Below are 18,523 nucleotides of genomic sequence, written 5' to 3'. Positions count from 1 at the left end.
ACCATAGGAGGGCCATTTCGAGCACCTCCTTTAGGCGCAGACGTCTGGGTACTTGGTCGCAATGAACATCGCGTCCGCATCCGACTTTGCCCGTTGTCCGCGGCGACCCGAAAGTCTTCGCCCGCTGAAATTGGCCTAGAAGGAGTTCAGCACTTCTCCCGCCGCGCGTATGCCGTTTTCCAACGCTCCATGCGCCGTTGAAAAGTCGGTCGGATGCGTGGCCTCTCCGGCGACGAATATCCGGTCCTGGAACGGCGTCGCAAGCCGAAGCCTCGCGCCCGAATGCAACGGCAGTGCATGACTGTATGCGCCACCGATCCACGGCGTGTTGGTCCAATCGGACGAGACGAGAGGCTTGAGGCTGGCGCAGGCAGCGGAACCGAGCAGCGAGCGAAGTTCGTCCAAGGCGCGCTCGAACGCCTCATCCGCGCGAGTCCGGGAGGTTGATCGAGCCCGTGCGCCACCGAGGAAGCATTCGATGACCGGGAGCCCCATCGGCCGCAGGTAATAGCTGCCCGTCTCGGCATCGGTCGGGTTGCCGATGACGTGGGTTTCAAGCTCGAACCCGCCGCCAACGATCTCGAGGAACAGCTTCTCGTTGTTTCCAAGCGGAAGACAGCTTGCAGCCTCTTGCCACGACTGGAGCTTGTCCGGCCATGCGATGAGATCGCCCGCGATCACATTTGTCGAGACGGTCACGATCAGCGACCTTGGCCACAGCGTGCCGAGCGGGGTTCGAATTTCCAGCCGCTCGCCCTCTACCCTGATCTCCTCGATCGGCGTCCGTAGGCTGACCTCGACTTCCCCTGGGATGCTCGAGGAAACCAGCGCGCCGTAGCCACTGGCCACACGCCAGTTGGAGTTGGTCGACGCCGTTTCGTAGGCCATGTAGTCGCGTGCCGAAATTCGTTCGAGTTCGTCTCCATTGCCGAAGCCGCTAATCGCCTGCAGATAGGCGTTCCATTTTCCGTCGGGAAGTAGGCCATTCGATGCCCTGTCGCTTGCGGGCGGCCACTCGCGGAGTCTTTGCTGGAATTCCGACGCCGACTGCCGTGCTGCTTTTGGTCTTCCAGCGAAAATCCCAAATCCCGATACTGCTGGCCCCAGGCGCTAGGCCCTTCGATTACGTGGAACCCGGAAGCCCCAGCGATCTTCGTCCAGGGATTCCGGTCGGCGGAATGCAGCTAGCCGCAGCCGAGGTCGAGCGGCCCCGCTGAGGTTTTAGCCGTCCACGCCCTGCCGCCCAAACGATCCATCGCCTCGAGCAACACGATCGACAGACCTTTTCCAGCCAGCGCTCTTGCCGCGCCGATGCCCGCCGCCCCGCCGCCGATGATCGCGACATCCGGTTCCGAATTCATTCTACCTCCAAGCCTTCACGCCTGCTGCACTGTCGGCCTGAACAGGATTTCATTCACGTCGACGCTTTCCGGCTGACCTATGGCAAAAAGCACCATCTCGGCAAAAGTTTCCGGCGGAAGAGCGAATGTCGCGGCAGTCCGCATGTGCTCGAGCAGACCCTCGTCTTTCACCAGTCCCATCAGTTCGGTCGAAGACGCCCCCGGGGAGATGATCGTCGAACGGATATTGTGGGGCGACATCTCCTGGCGTAGCCCTTCCGAGAGGGCGCGAACCGCGTGTTTGGTCGCCGAGTAGATCGCCGTCGTTGGGGCAACCCGGTGACCTGCCGTCGACGCCACGTTGATGAAGTGTCCGGACTTCCGCGCGATCATGTGCGGGAGAGCCGCGGCAATGCCGTACATGACGCCTTTCAGGTTGATGTCGACCATGGCGTCCCACGCGTCGACGTCCAAGCTTTCGAGCAGGGAGAGCGGCATCACCCCTGCATTGTTGATCATGACGTCGATCGTGCCGAACGTTTTGACGGCTTCGTCAACGAGCGCCTGGACATCGGCTCTCCTCGAGACGTCCGTGGCAAGAGCGACGGCCTGACCGCCCTTCGATTTCAGTTCCTCGGCAAGCTCGGCAATGCGGTCGGCTCGCCGCGCGCCGAGGACGACCTTGGCCCCCTTCGCGGAAAGAAGACGGGCGGCCGCCTGACCAAGTCCGCTGCTGGCTCCGGTGATGACGATGACTTTTCCGGTGACGTTGTCCATGTGGCAATTCCTGTTCGAATTGGTAGACTCCGGCGAACTCACGGATGGCGGAGGTCCCGCCGTCAGCTTTTAAGGACCGGGCCGAGCGCCGCGAAGACGTCCGATCCGGGAGTACTGACAAAGTCCCGGACCAGCCTCGTTGAAAGACTGAGAACGGAAGTGGGGATTGCGCCGGCCTGCTCCATCTCCTCGAACGCCGCCATCTCCGTGCGTGTCGATTGGCTGCCGATCGTGTCGACGACGAAGTAGACCGTGTAGCCCGCGGCGATGGCATCGAGCGTCGCCTGCAGCACGACGGCCTCCGCTGCGAAGCCTGAGATGACCAGCGTCTTGCGGTCGTTTTCGCGCAAAGCCCCCACCGTCTTCGGGTCGCCGAAAGGACTGATGGGTATCCTGTGAATGGTATTGCTACCGGTGGCGAAGGGCTTCAGACCTGGAATGAGGTCGGCGGAGCCGCCGGCAACCGTGACGACGCTGAACAGCGTTGGCAGGCGCAGCGTTTCCGCAACCTTGGCAAGGACGCCCGCCGAGCGGGATATCGCCTTGGGCGAATTTGTCTTCGAGCGGGACACGAGGCCCACCTGCATGTCGCCAAACAACAGCTGAACGTCGCGTGGATCGATGCGCGAACCGGATTTTGGCCGTGCAGTCTGCGCCAATGCAGGCACGGAACTGGAAGCGATGATCGCGACAGCGATGGCTCCGCCACGAAAGAGATCGCGGCGGCTAACGAGTTTGTTCATGATGTGATTCCCGAATTGCGTCTGGCCGCCGTCATCGATGAAGACTGACGGCCAGTTTTCGTTTGCCCGTCAGGCGCGGCCGAGCGGGTGCTTGGAACCACCCGAGACCGGAAGTCCCGGTGCTGGCACGCCGTCCTTCATGTCGCGGTTTCGCTGGCCCGCACCGAATGCCCCATAGGGGTAGCCGCCAGGCGTGGGGCGGCTGACCGCCTCGAGTGCCGCGGTCGCCTGCTCGTCAAGCACCAGTTCCACCGCTCCGATATTGTCTTTGAGCTGCTTGAGGGTCCTCGCGCCGAAGATAGGCGCTGCGACGCCGGGACGGTTGCCGATCCAGCTTAGCGCCACCTGGCTCGGCGTCGCAGCGCATTCGCGGGCAATGCTGAAGACCGCGTCGATGGTCGCCCAGTTCCGATCCGACTCGGCGTATTCTTCGGAGACCCATTGATAGAGTTCCTTCGTTGACCCCGCCCGCGTGTCGGACGCTGGATCGCCTCCCCTCTGATATTTCCCGGCAAGGAAGCCACCTGCCAGAGGTGACCAGGGCAGAATGCTCATGTCGTTGTAAAGGGCTGCCGGAACGACCTCCCATTCGCTTTCGCGGGAGAGGAGGCTGTACTGCTGCTGAAGACTGGCGGGAATCTGGATGCCCATTGCCTTCGCCGTCGACGCGAACAGCTGCAGTTGCCAGCCCGTGAAATTGGAAAGACCGAAGTAGTGTATCTTGCCAGCCCTGACGGCCTCGTCGAGGAACGTCAGCGCCTCTTCCACGGGTGTGTGCATGTCGGAGGCGTGTAGCTGGTACAGATCGACGGTATCCACACCGAGCCGCTTGAGGGAACCTTCCAGGGCCCGGTGGAGATGGCGGCGTGACAGGCCAACTGCATTGGGGTCCTCGCCGCTGCCAGCCCTGCCCTTGGTGGCGAGAATGACGCGGTCGGTGACTTCCTTCGGCCGGGCGGCGAACCAGCGTCCGATGACCTCTTCGGCGACGCCGCCAACATAGACGTTGGCGGTGTCAATCAGGTTGCCGCCGGCTTCGACGTAGGCGTCGATGATGGCGAACGCCTCCTCTTCCGGCGTCTCGTCGCCAAAGGTCATGGTTCCGAGGGCAAGCTTCGAGATCGAGATGCCCGTGTTCCCAAGTTTGATGTGCCTCATCGCTGAAATCCTTTTCATCCAAACGGAGCGGTCTGCGATACCGCGATGATGAGGGATATAGAGACTGTGACGGAAACGATTACCCGTGGCAATCCGCATGCCGCATTAAGCAGCGCTAAATAATCGGACCCTTCCGAGGGCGCGCGTTCCTAGCTTGCTCCTTTGTATCGAAGAGCGGCGAGCAGCAGGCTGAACGCGGGAGTTTGCTGGCGGCGGCTTGGGTAATAAATGTGATAACCGGGATAGAGCGGCGTCCAGTCCTGCAACAGAAGCGTCAGCGAGCCGTCGTCGACAAGGTGGCGAACTTCATCTTCAGGCATGTAGGCCAGTCCCGCGCCTGACAGAACGGCTTTCATGATAACGCCAAGCCCATTAAAAGTGACCTGTCCGTCGACCCGAACGTTGATGGTTCGGCTGTTCTTTTCGAATTCCCAGGCGTAGAGGCCGCCGAGCGTCGGCAGCCGGAAATTGACGCATCGATGGCCCGTGAGGTCCTGCGGCACCTTTGGCTTCGTCCGGTCCGCGAGATAGGACGGTGCGCCGACGACGACCATTCGGGTCTTCGGGCCGATCGGCACGGCGATCATATCCTTGGCGACCGTTTCGCCCAGCCTGACGCCGGCATCGTATCGCTCGCCGACAATGTTGCTCAATCCATAGTCGATGATCACCTCGACCTTGATGTCTGGATATTCCGGCAGGAACCGCTCCAGCACTGGCCAGATGATGGCTTCGGCCGCGTGCTCGTCGCTCGTCAGGCGGATATTCCCGGCGGGCCTCTCTCTCAGGTCGTTCATCGAGGTCAGAGCCGCCTGGATGCCGTCAAGGCGCGGTCCGACCTCGTTGAGGAGGCGATCTCCAGCTTCCGTGACGGATACGCTGCGGGTGGTCCTGGTCAGCAGACGGACCCCGATCCGTGCTTCGAGCGCGCTGATCGTCTGGCTGAGCGCCGACGGTGACACCCCGAGCATCGCAGCCGCGCGCGTAAAACTCTGTTCCCGTGCCACGGCCACGAAAGCTTGGAGGTCATCGATGTTTTCACGCGCCATTACTTAGCCCTGCTTAATACGACATCCGCATTATAGCGACTAATAGGATAGGCTGACATCCCCTATGTTGGCGTACGAACAACTGAACGGGAACCATCATGGCAGATGCAATTTTGGAGACGGCCTCCCCCACGTCCCGCTGGGCGGCGGTCTGGGCAACGGGCCTCGGCGTTTCCAGCCTGACCGCGGCCGAAATGCTTCCCGTCAGTCTGCTGACCCCGATGGGAGCGGACCTCGGCATCACGCAAGGCATGGCGGGCCAGGCAGTGACTGCCACGGCTGTCGTCGCCCTGGTGACCAGCATCTTCATTGCCGTCGCCACGCGCGGTCTCGATCGCCGCAATCTGCTTCTCTGGTTGTCTGCGATCCAAATCCTATCGAATCTCACGGTGGCTCTCGCGCCCAATCTGGCGGTGCTGCTTGTCGGTCGAATGTTGCTTGGCCTGTCGCTCGGTGGCTTTTGGGCACTATCGGCGGCTCTCGCCATGCGGCTGGTTCCGGAAGACGCGGTTCCGAAAGCATTCTCCATCATCTTCGGAGGCGTCTCGGTCGCGACGGTGGCTGCGGCACCGATCGGCAGCTATTTAGGCGGCCTCATCGGTTGGCGCGGTGTGTTCACCGTCGCCGCCGTTCTGGCCGCCGCAGGGTTCGTCTGGCAGTTCGTGTCGCTGCCCTCCATGCCGTCCCGCGGCCAGGCCCGCCTTGCAACCCTCTTCCATGTTTTGAAGCGTCCTCGGATTGGTCTCGGCATGCTGGCAGTCACCCTGGTCTTTGCCGGACATTTCGCCTTCTTCACCTACCTGCGGCCCTTCCTCGAGACCGTGACGCATGCGAGCGTCAACGGCGTGTCCCTAATCCTTCTCGCCTTCGGTATCGGCAGCTTCATCGGCACGTCGGTGTCCGGCTGGCTGCTCAGGACGAACCTCTGGGTGACGCTCTGGCTGGTGCCGCTGCTGATGAGCATTCTCGCGATTGCCGCGGTCTTATTCGGAGCGTCCGCTATCCTCATATCGGTCATCGTCGCTCTTTGGGGCTTCTCGTTCGGCACCATTCCCGTCGGCTGGTCGACATGGCTGACCCGCACGGTGCCGGACGAGGCCGAAAGCGGCGGTGGCCTGCTCGTCGCCGCCATCCAGATCGCCATGACCCTTGGTGCGGCGCTCGGCGGAGCGATTTTCGATACCAGAGGAATTTCGTTCGTGTTCGTCTTCAGCGGGGCGATCCTGCTCACAGCAACCGTCGTCGCTCTGATCGGCCTGCGAGACCTTCGCAAGAGGTCAGACTGAGCGGGAAGGGCGAATATATCTCTACATGCAATGGCTAGGCAAGAAAAGCGGCTCCTACATTCAGTGATGCAGCTCATAAGTCTCTTCACGTCCAGGCACCTAATTCTGCTGACTTCGATAGCTTAGACTGGACCTCGCGCCATCGGCTCAATCCGGTGATGCTTGCAACGAATGGCAATATGGAAGCGATGACTTGAGAAACGAAACCGGAAGCGCGACCGCCAAAGCGGAACAGTCAACGTCAAAGCTGTCCAATATGTGGACGATGACCGTGCTCGGCGTTCTCCTTGCCTTCGCGTCCATATCCACCGACCTTTATCTTCCGGCCATGCCGAGTATGGTGGTCGCGCTCCATGCAAGCCAGGACACGCTCCAGTATAGCGTCTCCGGCTATCTTGTCGGCTTCGCGCTCGGACAGTTGTTCTGGGGACCGATCGGCGATCGCTTCGGACGGCGCATCCCTGTTGCAATCGGCCTTGTTCTTTTCATGATCGGCTCGGCCGGGTGTGCTCTGTCGACAGACGGGTTCGAGCTGATAACGTCCCGGCTGATCCAGGCGGTCGGCGCCTGCGCGAGCGTCGTTCTCGCGCGCGCCATGGTCCGCGATCTCTACGAGCGGGATCAAGCTGCCAAGGTGCTTTCGACCCTGATGACCATCATGGCAGTAGCACCACTCCTCGGCCCGAGTGTCGGCGGACTGATCCTGCGGCTGGGATCTTGGCAGACGATATTCTGGTTTCTGGTGGGGATAGGTTTGCTGACCCTTATCGCGCTGTTCACCGTTCCGGAGACCCTTTCGGAAAACCGTCGAAATACGCAATCGATGGCCGGAGCCTTCGCCGCCTACGCAAGTCTGCTACGCGACCGAAGACTGATCGGATACGCCGGGGCTGTGGGCTTTTTCTACAGCGGCGTTTTCGCCAACATCTCCAGTTCGTCCTTTGCCTATATCGACTACCATCACCTGTCGCCGCAGCTCTATGGCATCGTATTCGCGGTCGGCACGGTTGGATTGATGACCGCCAACTTCGTCAATTCCCGTCTGTTGACAAGGATGGGAAGCGATCGGATGTTGCGCTTCGGAGGCGTTGGAGCGACCATCGCCGGGGCGCTTCTGGCGTTGGTGACGGGAACCGATTTCGGCGGATTGCCCGCAATGGCGATCTGCCTCTGGCTGTTCACGGCGATGAACGGCTTCGTCACGGCCAACGCGATCTCGGGCGCGCTCTCTGGATTTCCGACCAGGGCGGGCGCGGTGTCGGCGCTGGTCGGATCGATTCAGTATGGGAGTGGCGTCATCGGCTCGGCGACCGCGGGTGCGATGGCCAATGGCACGCCGTGGCCGATGGGATGGGTGATCGCAATTTCCGGCCTCGGGTGCCTGCTGAGCGTAACGCTCATCTTGCCGAGCCCGTCAGGCGCTCCAGCCAAATAGTGGCTCCTAGCGCCGCACGGTCGATAGAGCCCCTCGGCATGCAAACCAGACGACAATGGCGGACAAGACCAACACGGATGCGCCTCCCACCACCGCTCTCCATCCACCGTACTCCCAGAGCACCCCGGTCACAGCTGAGCCGATAGCGCCGCCGATGAAATTGCAGGCGACGAAAGCCGTATTCAGCCGACTGCGGGCATTCGGGTCGACGGAAAGCAGTCGGGTCTGGTTGAGGACGTTTGTCGCCTGGACCGCGATGTCCAGCAGGAGCACGGAGACCAGAACCGGAATGATCGAGGTAGCTCCGAACCCGCCGATCAACAGCGATACGAATGCCAGTGCCAGAGCGCCGCCAGTCCCGGCCACCGACCATCCACGGTCATGCAGCCATCCTGCCCGCTGGGCGGCCATAGCGCCTGCCAGACCGACGAGACCCACCAGACCGATCTGGCTGACGGAGTATGAGAACAGGGGCGAACTGAGCAGGAAGGTGAGGCCCGTCCAGAACATCGAGAAAACGGCAAACATCATGCCACCGATCACCAGCGTGACCTGGACAGCACGATGCCTTCCGATGACTGCGAAGACGGATTTGAGAAGGGCCCCGTATGATACCTTGGGCCGAGGCTGGTCGGATGGCAGTACGCGACCAAGTACACCGGCCAAGATCAGGATGACGACGGCAGCCACGATGTAGATGGAGCGCCAGCCGAACGTGGCGGCGACAAAGCCACTGATCGTGCGCGACAGGAGAATGCCCATGATCAGGCCGGAAACCACCGTCCCCACGACCCGGCCACGCTCTTCGGGTCTGGAAAGATCGCCAGCGAGTGGGGTGAGGATTTGCCCGGCGACCGTCGTCAGGCCAACCGCGAACAGGGTCGCGAGCATCGCGGCGAATGACGGAGCGAACGCGCAGGCGAGAAGCGCGAAAGCGGAACAGGTCATCACCGCCGGGATGAGCCTCCGTCTGTTTAGCGTGTCGCCGAGCGGAACGATCAGGAGAATGCCAAGCGCGTAGCCAATCTGGGTCGTTGTGACGAGTGCGCCTGCGGAACCTATCGAGACGTGAAACGACGATGCAATATCGGTGAGCAGGGGCTGCGCCCAGTAGAGGTTACCGACCGCGGCTCCGCCTGAGATCGCGAATAGAAAACGTCATCGGGCGCGATATTCCGGATGGTCCGTGGTTTTCAGTCTGCAAGGCTGGCAGTCCTTCGATGGTAGTCAACGGTTGCAGTGTTCTGGAGACGTTACCGACATCATGCAATGCAAGTCTTCGTGGCTGGCGGGGAACCGACGAATCGCCTCCCCGACCGCGACCTCAACGAACCGTGTATCCGCCGTCAACGGGAAGCGCATGACCGATGACGAAGGTTGAATACGGGCTGGAGAGCCATAGAACGGCGTCCGCGATTTCCTCCGCGGTTCCGAGCCGGCCGATCGGCACGTCCTTCATCATGATGTCCATGGCTTCCGGCTGGGTCTCCAGCATATCGGTAACCATCGGCGTCGATATGATGCCGGGGCAGATCGCGTTGATCCGGATCCCCTTCGGCGCGTATTCGAGACCAGCGCTTTTCGTCAGGCCGACGACGCCGTGCTTTGAGGCATGGTAGATGCCGCGTTCGGCAATCCCGACGATGCCACCTAGCGACGAGTTGTTGACGATGGTACCGCTGCCCTGCTTACGCATCTGGATCAGCTCGTACTTCATGCAGTTCCAGACGCCGCGGAGATTGACGTTCATAACGAAGTCGTAGTCCTTGGGATCGGCGTCGGCGGTCTCCGCCACCGGGCTCTGGACTCCGGCGTTGTTGAAGGCGGCATCCAGGCGACCGAACGTGGCGACCGTCATGTCTACCATGGCCTCAACCTCTTCCATTTTGCTAACGTCGCAGCGGACACCGATAACCTTGTGGCCCGCCGCGGTCAGTTGGTCCGCAGCAGCGCGAACCGCGTCCTCGTTGACGTCGGCCAGCGTGACTGCAGCGCCCGCCTGTGCGAACGCTTTCGCGGCCGCGAGACCCATGCCCGATGCCCCGCCCGTGACGAGGGCGACCTTGTTTTCAAATGAAAAGCTCATGCGATTTCCTTCGATGTGTCTGAGTTGTCAGGCGACGACTAGATATCGCCGTCCGTCAACGGAAATTTGGACGACCACCAACGTCCCGCGCCAACGCTGGGCTGATGCGGATCGTTAGATCGCGGTTTCGGATGGCCGCTGGATTAGCCTTGGTATTCGTCGTCCGAGACGTGTTCCATCCAGTCGACGACCTTGCCGTCGAGGTTCTCCTGGATGGCGATGTGAGTCATGGCGGTCGTCGGCGACGCACCGTGCCAGTGCTTCTCGCCCGGAGGAAACCAGACGATGTCGCCCGGACGTATTTCTTCGATCGGGCCGCCCTCACGCTGGACGCGTCCGAAGCCCGCGGTGACGACGAGCGTCTGGCCGAGTGGATGCGTGTGCCAAGCCGTTCGGGCACCCGGTTCGAATGTGACGGCCGCGGCGGAGCCGCGGCGCGCTTCGTTTGCCGGGAACATCGGATCGACGCGGACGGTGCCCGTGAACCAGTCCGCCGGACCCTTGCCGGATGCGTTCGTGCCGTTTCGTGTGATTTCCATTGTCGTCTCCTTGAGCTGAATTCTGAACCATAAGATAGGGCACCCGATTGAGAACGATTAGGCGTAGAATGCTGAATAGACTTATGGCTGCCCCGCATAAGTGACTGTTCGGTTCTCCCAGTTTCTGTTAAAGCTGCCTCGAATTATTCAGGGGCAAATCGATGCTGCGAGAGAACGTCAACGACCTCCTGGCTTTCCTGGCCGTGGCGCGCGAACGGAGTTTTACCAAAGCCGCCGCCAAGCTGGGGATTTCCCAATCCGGGCTGAGCCACACGATCCGCGACCTTGAAGAACGCCTCGGCGTAAGGTTGCTGACCCGCACCACCCGAAGCGTATCTCCGACGCCAGAAGGCGAGCGGCTGCTGACGTCGATTGGGCCGCGGTTCGAAGAGATTGAAAGCGAACTACACGCGTTGACGGACCTCAGGGAAAAACCTGCCGGCACCATCCGCATCACCTCCGAAGACTTCGCCATCGACCATGTCCTATGGCCAAAACTCAGGAAGGTTCTCGGCGAATATCCGGATATCAAAGTCGAGTTCGTGGTCGATTACGGCCTGACCGACATCGTCGCCGCGCGCTTCGATGCAGGTGTCCGCCTCGGCGAAATGGTGTCGCAGGGGATGATCGCCACCCGGATCAGTCCCGAGCAGCGGATGATCGTAATCGGCTCACCGAAATATCTGCAAAACCACCCCGCGCCCAACACTCCGCAGGACCTCACCAACCACAATTGCATTAACCTGCGCCTGCCGACCCGAGGGGGGCTGTACGCTTGGGAATTCGAGAAGGATGGCCAGGAACTGCGTGTCCGCGTCGACGGACAGATGACCTGCAACGGCATCACGCAGATCATGACGATGGCGATCGACGGTTTCGGGCTGGGGTTCATTCCTGAGGGTCTTGCGATGCCGGAGATCGAAGCGGGCCGCCTCGTGCAGGTGCTGGGCGACTGGTGCCCGTCCTATCCGGGCTATCATCTCTATTATCCAAGCCGCCGCCAGGCGTCCGCCGCATTCATAGTCGTCCTCGACGCCCTGCGGGAGCGCGGCTGATGTCGCGACTTATTCATGCCGCAATCCCATAAGTCCTATCAGGATCGCGGCCTTATCCCGCGGGCCGTTGAACCTATCTCTTCCATACAGGCCGGATTCGGTGGCTAGAACATGGAAGGAATGGAAACTTGAAAGAGATCGCCGCAGCCGCATTGTCCCTATCGCTTGCCGCCGCCCCAGTGAATGCCGAGGAGAAATTCCAGAATGGATCGACAGCACGGATCACCGTCGAAGACGTCCGATCCGTTTCGCCGCTTTGGAGAAATATACCCAGCAGAAGTTGCTCGGCGAAGTCTGGAGCCGCCCGGACCTTTCCCGCCGCGACCGCAGCGTCATCACGGTCGCTGAGGTGATCGCCAGAAACCAGGCGAGCGACATGCCGTTCTACTTCAAGGTAGCCCTCGACAGCGGTGTCAACCCCGCCGAACTGTCCGAGATCATCACGCACCTGGCGTTCTATTCGGGCTTCCCGAATGCAATGGAAGCTGTCGCGGCTGCAAAGACGATCTTCGCCGAGCGCGGCATCACGATCGACCAGCTTCCCATCGCATCGCCAACGCTTCTGCTGATCGATGAAGAAGCGGAAGCCAAGCGTGCGACCACGGTCGAGACCAATGTCGGCCCGGTCTCCGTCGGCGTCGTCAAATACACCGGCGAACTCTTCACGGACCTGTGGCTGCGCCCCGATCTCGATCGGAGCCTGGTGACCATCAGCGCCCTCGTCGCAACGGGTCAGGTCGCCCAGGTCACGTTCCATCTGAACAAGGCGATGGACAACGGGCTCACCAAGGCACAGGCATCGGAAGTCCTGACACATCTCGCCTTCTATACGGGGTGGCCGAACGTCATGTCGGCCGTGCCGGTCTTCAAAGACGTCTTCGAAAAGCGTGGCGTCTGAACGCTCAGTTCGTAATTAAATGGATTCGAGCACCGCCAACACTTTCGCGGCGCTCGCACTCATCAGAAAGGAATTTTCGATGGCATGGTCCAAGGAACAACTGGCCCCGATCGGCAGCAGCGACGATCTCCATGTCGCACCGTTTCGTGACGACGGCGTCACCTATGGGACACCCACATGGATATGGTCCGTCGTCGTCGGCGACGCGCTCTACGTACGCGGCTACAACGGTCAAAAGTCGCGCTGGTACCAGGCTGCGGTGAAACAGAAGGCCGGGATGATCAAGACGGCAGGTGAAATCCTCGAAGTTGCATTCGAACCCGACGATGGGACAATGAATGACACGATCGATGACGCCTACCGGGCGAAGTATGGAAAAAGCTCCTACCTGGGGTCCATGATTTCCGAACGCGCCCGCGCTGCGACTGTTCGGATCGATCCGATAAAGGCCTAACAGGCCGACGCAATTCGTGGCGGGCGAAACCTTGGGGGTGCCGCCCGCCCATGGGCCTACCAGGCGTAGGCTTCCGGTGCACCCTTGCCGTAGCCGGGCCAGATTTCATCCAGCTTCGTCAGCATCTCCTTGGAAAGCGAGACATCGACTGCGCAAAGATTTTCAATGAGTTGTCCAACGGTTCTCGGACCGGTGATCGGAGATTAGTGCGCGCAAGCTGATAGGACTTATGCGGGCGTTGCATCAATGCGATCGAGGTCAGCGGTGCAGGGTCGCGCCGTCGGTGGTTCCCCCCATAACAAGTTAGGCGGATGGTGTTCGTGTTGCGAATGACAGGCCAGGCTGCGGCGCGCGCGTCCAACGCCTCACTGTAGTGAGGAGGACGCCAAATCAACTGAGCTATAGTGTTCTCGGACAGAGTTGAGTTTCTTTGCTATTTGCGCTTGAAAGGAATCGAACCGGCAGCCCTGTCGTACATCTGATATTGCAGATGCATAGACATCTAGTCGGTAGGCCTGCCACAGTGAAAAAAGGCAGGCTGCTCTCGGTTTTCGTCGACTAATTCGCGGCTCAAAACTCCTCCCAATTCGCCGCTGCCGCCGCTGACGCGCCGGCGGCTCCTCCAAATGCGCCTGCAACTTTCACCCGAAGGGATCGCGCCGGCGACTGAGCCGATACCGACCGCTGAGTGACGATCATTGGCCGACTTTGTGCCCTGCCGCCTTGAAGAGTGAACTGAGCGAGGAGCTCGTTGAGCGATGCGACCTCTTTGGCGAGACTATGGCTGGCGGCAGTCGCTTGTTCGACCATAGCAGCATTTTGCTGCGTGCCTTGATCAATGCTATTTACGGCCGTGTTGATCTCATTAAGTCCAGTTGCTTGTTCGCGTGCGGCCTCAACGATCGCCTTGACATTGCCGTCAATCTCTTCGACCTCGACGACAATTTGCTGAAGGGATTGACCGGTTTTCGTAACAAGATCGACGCCGCTGTGGACCTGCTGACCAGAAGTTGAGATCAGCGATTTGATTTCTTTCGCCGCTTTGGCCGACCGCTGAGCGAGCTCCCGCACCTCTTGGGCAACAACCGCGAAGCCCTTGCCGGCCTCCCCTGCCCGTGCAGCTTCAACACCGGCGTTCAAGGCAAGGAGGTTGGTCTGGAATGCGATATCGTCAATGACACCGATGATGTTGCTGATTTCACTCGATGACTTCGAGATCGCTTCCATTGCCGCAATCGCATCGCGCATAACGTCGCCAGAGTTGCGAGCACCTGTACGGGCACGACCAACCAGAGAACCAGCCTCCTCTGCTCGCCTCGTAGAATCCTTGACCGTAGTTGTTATCTCTTCAAGAGCGGCGGCGGTCTCTTCGACTGAAGCCGCCTGTTGTTCTGTCCGTCTGGCAAGATCGTCCGAGGCCGATCGGATCTCGTTTGCGCCTGCAGCAATGGCCTGGGCATTGTCACCCACAGCCTGCAATGTCTCCTGAAGCTTGGCCATCGAAGAATTGAAGCTAACCCGCAGTTGGTCGAGATGGGCGACGAACGGCTGCTCTATACGGAATGTGACGTTGCCACCGGCAAGTTCTGTGAGCCCTGTTCCCAGCCCGTCGACAGCTAACTGAGTATCAGCGGCATCCTGAGCCTTCTGTGCCTCACGCGCGATCCGTTCTCTCTCCGAAACGCTACGGCCTGCGTCCGCTTCACCCTCCAGTCTTATGCGCTCGATCGCACTGTCTCGGAACACAGAGACTGCTGTCGCCATTTGACCGAGCTCATCCTTACGGTCGGACCCCGGGACTTCGGCAGTAGTGTCGCCGGAAGCAAGAGCAGCCATGCGAGCCCGCAGCCGTTCGATCGGAAGCGTGATCCCACGAGATGAAATCAACAGCGCGATCAGGATAGCTGCTGCAAATACGACAGCAAGTATCACCAAGGCATAGGTCACCGTCGTGTTGGCATTTCCATCCAACAAGTCGCTCTTCGAATCAATATTTTTGCTGAAGGCGTCGATCCAGGCTCGAACTCCGACCACCTCGGCGTCGATCAGCGGGTCAGCCTGCTTTAGCAGGCGTGTTGCAGTGTCGTTGTCATCGAGCATCCCAGCCTTTACGGCCGGGTCCGTCAGCGCAATGATCTCGTTTGCCTGAGCAGTCAACTTTTCAAGGGTGGCGGCCTCCGACGGTACCAACTGCCGCGCTGCAGCCAATCGCGCAAGAAGCACGCGCTTACTGTCGGTATAATCGGGCTTGTCGCAAACCTCCACAGAGGCCGAGGCTATCCCTCGAACGACGCCATTTCATGTTTGTTAACCTTTGTAAGTCCGAAGAGGCGCGCAACCAAATCATTCTGATCGTTGACTGTCCATCCGCCGGAAAAGCCGAAGCCTTTCCTCAGCCATAGCATCGCCTCGAAACCAGCAATCGTTCGCCGCGCAGTATTGAAGGATTGGAAGCCGCCAATCTTCGGCATGTTCTTCTTCACACGGAAATGGTCGCTCTCAATGCCTTGTTGCAGGTGCTTGGTCACATAATGCACGGGATCGGGCCGTAGCAGCCCGTCTTCAACCGACGTTTTGATCGCCGACGGGAAGGTATTGGCGCCATCCGTGCCGATCTTGTACGGCGACAACAAAGGCTGATCTTTCAGCATCTTGCGGAAGAACCGCTTGGCGGCTTCGAGATCGTGCTTGGCGGTCAGCAGGAAATCCACCGGATTGCCATGCTTATCGATGGCTCGGTAGAGATAGCGCCATTTGCCGCGGATCTTGACGTAGGTCTCGTCAATCCGAACCGATCCGCAATGCGGCCGGCGAAACTGGCGAAGACGCTTCTCGATCATCGGCGCATAGCTCAATACCCAGCGGTTGATCGTGCTATGATCGACCTCAAAGCCGCGCTCTTCGAACATGTCTTCCAGATCTCGATAACTCAGCGGATATCTCAAATACCAGGTGACCGCTTGTACGATCAGCCATGCCTCGAAATGTCTACCTTTGAAATCATCCTTCGACTGCCGCTTCAGCTTTTCGGTAATCGCATTCAAAATCATCGGTACGCTCCACAACATCTGGAGTGGGAATTTCTCGTGCGACGGTCAATAAACCGTTAAACGCAGAAATTTGCGACAGGCCCATTTATAGCACGCGGCGAACTCAGGCCGTTGCGCGACCCACAGAACGCAGATCCGGCCGAGCCATGAAGCCCTTGTCGTCTAATCGCATTTTGGTCAAGCCCATTTTGCGCCTGGTCTCGAGCTGCGCTTGATGTCTTTGCTGCCGGGGCAAGGTCGTCTTCGCGGTCGGGACATGCCGCCGCATTATAGCTTTCGCGGAACGGGTCTTCCTATGTTTTCTCCGCAATGAGCGCGACCGCTCCTGCACCTACATAATCGGAATGATCCAGCCCACGTCCCGGCAGGGACATCTCGGCGCACCGCGAAGGCGGCGCAAACGGTCAGATGGTCGACTATATGTTGCTGTTGTTGATCATGCGGCGCCCCCCTCAACGCGCTGGAACGGCTGTCCGCTCTTGAGCATACTGTGCATGATGACGGCAAGCTTCCTGGCCACCACCGCTATCGTCGCCCGCTTGAACCCAATTTTCCCCCGCAGTGCCGTCCCCCAGGTCCGAAGGTCACTGTCAGCTGTGACCCGCGTCAGTATCGTTGTCGCTGCCTCGTAGAGAAGTGCTCTCAAATGCGAGTCGCCCCGGCGAGATATGTGACCGCTATAGTCGACCTCGCCTGACTGGTAGCGCCTGGTGGTGAGGCCGACCCAAGCACCAACCGAGCGAGACGACTTGAAGTTGGCCGGGTCCTCAATTGCGGCGACATAGGATGACGCGGTCACCGCACCAACCCCTGGGATTGACATCAACAACGCGGCCGCCTTGTTCCCGCGTGATGATGCAAGCAGCTGTTTTTCGAGTTCGGCCGCGCGGGTCCTCAAGCTTACGCCATGCCTCAAGCAGCGGCAGCATAATCCGACCCAAAGCAGCTTCGTCCGCAAGGAGGCGACGGACATTGTCTTCGAAAACCCGACCGGCTCCCTTCGGAATAACGAGACCGAAGGTTTTCATCAGCCCGCGGATCTGGTTCGACAAATCGCCGATCGTCTTACATAGCTGGCCACGGGCTGAGACCAGCGTCCGCGTCAGCATGCTGTCGAAGCTCTTTACGCGGACCGCCCGGTAGAACCCGACCTCAGCCAAATGCGCCAGTCCGTCGGCATCGTTCGCATCCGTCTTGTTCGGTGCCATGTCGAGCGCCGCTTTGGCGTGCCGTGCATCAATGCAGATCGCCGGCAATCCCTCCGCAGTAAGCGCATGGAAGAACCACACTGATAGTGGGCCGGTCTCGAACACGACCCGCTCGGGAGCCGGCGCATGCTTGCGGATCAATGCCGCCAGCGCCTGCGGGTCGGAAGCACACTTGCCCCGCCAGATCCGCTTGCCATTTCGCCGAATTGAAACCGTTGTATCTTTTAAAGAAACGTCGAGACCGATATATTCACCCATGGTTGTTCTCCGTTTGATGCTGGGCCCGGCCAACAGTCGTGAGCCCGTTTTTCATCTTATCGGGGAACAACCACCTTCAATGCAGCAATCGCATCAGCGCCGGCGCTCCCGCGATTACCCTATGTTTTCTGTTCCGTTGCTACTCAGACCCCTCTTTCAACACGCATTTCACGCTGAAAGAGCAAGAGGCCACAGCCGTGTCGCCTGCTGCCACCTTTCCGACGATGACCATGCAGAACTTAACGGCCTCTATGTCGGTGTATTCCACCCACCGACGCGCCATTTCCGTGTGCATTAAGATAATGCTTTCCGCCCCATCGGATTGCTGTTCTGACATGGTATATCATTACAACAGCCAATGTTTGGCGGCTCGTACGAATCATCAAGAGTTCCACAACGTTGACTATGCGATATGTTATCACATGACCCGCGAACTTGATCTTCATAAGGACTTGTCCGCGATATCGAGCGATGCTTGGCGGCCCGCGTTCGAATCCTCATCAGTAGACAAACGGTCAACCTTCAAGGTCACCGTTATCCTTTGCCGCGGCATAGGGTAACGGTCACGCGAAGAGTAAATGCCAATGGTCAAGCGAACTCCGCTCGTTTTCTCCAGTGACCAAATCGGCGCGCCCATACGAGGAAAGCATCGTCTGAACGATACGCAAGCCATCAGATTTCAAGTCGAACCTCGAATCTTCCTCGAGCCAGGTCTGAAACGTTCCACGCATTGCAAACCAAAAGGTATATGTCGCAGTGTCGGACGTCCAGGGATCTAGTAATTCTTTCCTCGTCTCTGCGGATCCGAAGACGCTCCCTAACGTAGCTCGCACCTCCTGCTGGAACTTGCGATCTTCATTATAGAAGGCGACTGTATCGGAGACTTTCTTATCATAGATCTGGAAAATCCGTCTGCAGTTGTAATTGGCAGCGAAGTAGTTAATGGCTGATGCGGCAAGCTCAGCGACTGCCTTCAATGGCTTCTCGACCATCCCCGCATCATGGAGCTTGCCCAGTATTCTTGCATGCCAGCACAGCTCATCGCGCAATGCTAACAGAATGTGCATTTTTTGTCCGAAATGCCACTGGACGGCACCGGTTGTTACAGCCGCTTCAGCAGCAATTTCCTGCAAGCAGGTGTCATCGTATCCTTTTTCGATAAAAATAGCTTCGGCAGAGCGCAAAAT

At 59.6% G+C, this 18,523-nt stretch carries 16 protein-coding genes and 2 pseudogenes; 5 read left to right on the top strand and 13 right to left on the bottom strand.

Features of this window, described 5'->3' with window-relative positions:
* Positions 1-135: 135 nt before the first annotated feature.
* From PR018_RS26245 to PR018_RS26225, 6 genes are all read right to left on the bottom strand, one after another.
* On the bottom strand, positions 136-942 hold the full coding sequence (locus PR018_RS26245) for a flavin monoamine oxidase family protein (protein WP_341799015.1): 807 nt from the start codon (positions 940-942) through the stop codon (positions 136-138).
* A gap of 242 nt (positions 943-1,184) precedes the next feature.
* Complete coding sequence (locus PR018_RS28425; RefSeq protein WP_341799009.1) at positions 1,185-1,361, bottom strand: FAD-dependent oxidoreductase; 177 nt, start codon at positions 1,359-1,361, stop codon at positions 1,185-1,187.
* Between the two features lie 15 nt (positions 1,362-1,376).
* On the bottom strand, positions 1,377-2,117 hold the full coding sequence (locus PR018_RS26240; RefSeq protein WP_142832328.1) for an SDR family oxidoreductase: 741 nt from the start codon (positions 2,115-2,117) through the stop codon (positions 1,377-1,379).
* A 62-nt stretch (positions 2,118-2,179) separates the two neighbouring features.
* Positions 2,180-2,860 carry an isochorismatase family protein gene (locus PR018_RS26235; RefSeq protein ID WP_142832327.1) on the bottom strand — a complete coding sequence of 227 codons (681 nt, stop codon included), beginning with the start codon at positions 2,858-2,860 and terminating at the stop codon, positions 2,180-2,182.
* 69 nt (positions 2,861-2,929) lie between these two features.
* Positions 2,930-4,018, bottom strand: coding sequence for an aldo/keto reductase (locus tag PR018_RS26230; RefSeq protein ID WP_142832326.1), 1,089 nt, complete (start codon positions 4,016-4,018; stop codon positions 2,930-2,932).
* A gap of 149 nt (positions 4,019-4,167) precedes the next feature.
* Positions 4,168-5,067 (bottom strand): LysR family transcriptional regulator, encoded by a 900-nt coding sequence (locus tag PR018_RS26225; protein WP_142832325.1) that lies wholly within the window; start codon positions 5,065-5,067, stop codon positions 4,168-4,170.
* A 98-nt stretch (positions 5,068-5,165) separates the two neighbouring features.
* Here PR018_RS26225 and PR018_RS26220 point away from each other — a divergent pair, with 98 nt between their 5' ends.
* Both PR018_RS26220 and PR018_RS26215 read left to right on the top strand, forming a co-directional pair.
* Positions 5,166-6,353: an MFS transporter gene (locus PR018_RS26220; RefSeq protein ID WP_142832324.1), complete on the top strand. Its 1,188-nt coding sequence runs from the start codon at positions 5,166-5,168 to the stop codon at positions 6,351-6,353.
* Between the two features lie 256 nt (positions 6,354-6,609).
* Complete coding sequence (locus tag PR018_RS26215) at positions 6,610-7,788, top strand: multidrug effflux MFS transporter (protein WP_142832331.1); 1,179 nt, start codon at positions 6,610-6,612, stop codon at positions 7,786-7,788.
* A gap of 6 nt (positions 7,789-7,794) precedes the next feature.
* Here the strand turns inward: PR018_RS26215 and PR018_RS26210 are convergent, their stop codons facing one another.
* The 3 genes from PR018_RS26210 to PR018_RS26200 all read right to left on the bottom strand — a co-directional run bounded on the left by PR018_RS26210 (position 7,795) and on the right by PR018_RS26200 (position 10,413).
* On the bottom strand, positions 7,795-8,931 hold the full coding sequence (locus tag PR018_RS26210) for an MFS transporter (RefSeq protein WP_142832323.1): 1,137 nt from the start codon (positions 8,929-8,931) through the stop codon (positions 7,795-7,797).
* A 181-nt stretch (positions 8,932-9,112) separates the two neighbouring features.
* The gene (locus PR018_RS26205) at positions 9,113-9,874 is read right to left on the bottom strand and encodes a glucose 1-dehydrogenase (protein ID WP_142832322.1); all 762 of its coding nucleotides are present in this window, start codon (positions 9,872-9,874) and stop codon (positions 9,113-9,115) included.
* A 143-nt stretch (positions 9,875-10,017) separates the two neighbouring features.
* A complete protein-coding gene (locus tag PR018_RS26200; protein ID WP_142832321.1) occupies positions 10,018-10,413 on the bottom strand; it encodes a (R)-mandelonitrile lyase in 396 nt (131 codons plus the stop codon).
* 161 nt (positions 10,414-10,574) lie between these two features.
* On the opposite strand from PR018_RS26200, the gene PR018_RS26195 reads away from it, so the two are divergent.
* The 3 genes and pseudogenes from PR018_RS26195 to PR018_RS26185 all read left to right on the top strand — a co-directional run bounded on the left by PR018_RS26195 (position 10,575) and on the right by PR018_RS26185 (position 12,820).
* Positions 10,575-11,468 carry a LysR family transcriptional regulator gene (locus PR018_RS26195; protein WP_142832320.1) on the top strand — a complete coding sequence of 298 codons (894 nt, stop codon included), beginning with the start codon at positions 10,575-10,577 and terminating at the stop codon, positions 11,466-11,468.
* 128 nt (positions 11,469-11,596) lie between these two features.
* Positions 11,597-12,366 (top strand): annotated as a pseudogene (locus tag PR018_RS26190) (carboxymuconolactone decarboxylase family protein).
* A 79-nt stretch (positions 12,367-12,445) separates the two neighbouring features.
* Positions 12,446-12,820, top strand: a complete 375-nt coding sequence (locus tag PR018_RS26185; protein ID WP_142832319.1) for a DUF2255 family protein — start codon at positions 12,446-12,448, stop codon at positions 12,818-12,820.
* A gap of 570 nt (positions 12,821-13,390) precedes the next feature.
* On the opposite strand, the gene PR018_RS26175 is transcribed toward PR018_RS26185, so the two are convergent.
* The 4 genes and pseudogenes from PR018_RS26175 to PR018_RS26160 form a co-directional block, all read right to left on the bottom strand.
* Positions 13,391-15,010 carry a methyl-accepting chemotaxis protein gene (locus PR018_RS26175; protein WP_425064177.1) on the bottom strand — a complete coding sequence of 540 codons (1,620 nt, stop codon included), beginning with the start codon at positions 15,008-15,010 and terminating at the stop codon, positions 13,391-13,393.
* Between the two features lie 86 nt (positions 15,011-15,096).
* Positions 15,097-15,870, bottom strand: a complete 774-nt coding sequence (locus PR018_RS26170) for an IS6 family transposase (RefSeq protein WP_142832317.1) — start codon at positions 15,868-15,870, stop codon at positions 15,097-15,099.
* A gap of 436 nt (positions 15,871-16,306) precedes the next feature.
* A pseudogene (locus PR018_RS26165) lies at positions 16,307-17,336 on the bottom strand (IS110 family RNA-guided transposase).
* Positions 17,337-17,899: 563 nt separating this feature from the next.
* Positions 17,900-18,520, bottom strand: coding sequence for a TetR/AcrR family transcriptional regulator (locus tag PR018_RS26160; protein WP_161991119.1), 621 nt, complete (start codon positions 18,518-18,520; stop codon positions 17,900-17,902).
* Positions 18,521-18,523: the final 3 nt, after the last annotated feature.

It is taken from the genome of Rhizobium rhododendri (assembly GCF_007000325.2).
GTDB lineage: Bacteria > Pseudomonadota > Alphaproteobacteria > Rhizobiales > Rhizobiaceae > Rhizobium > Rhizobium rhododendri.
The sequence above is the reverse complement of the archived record's forward strand: the minus strand, read 5'-3'. Positions and strand labels throughout refer to the sequence as shown.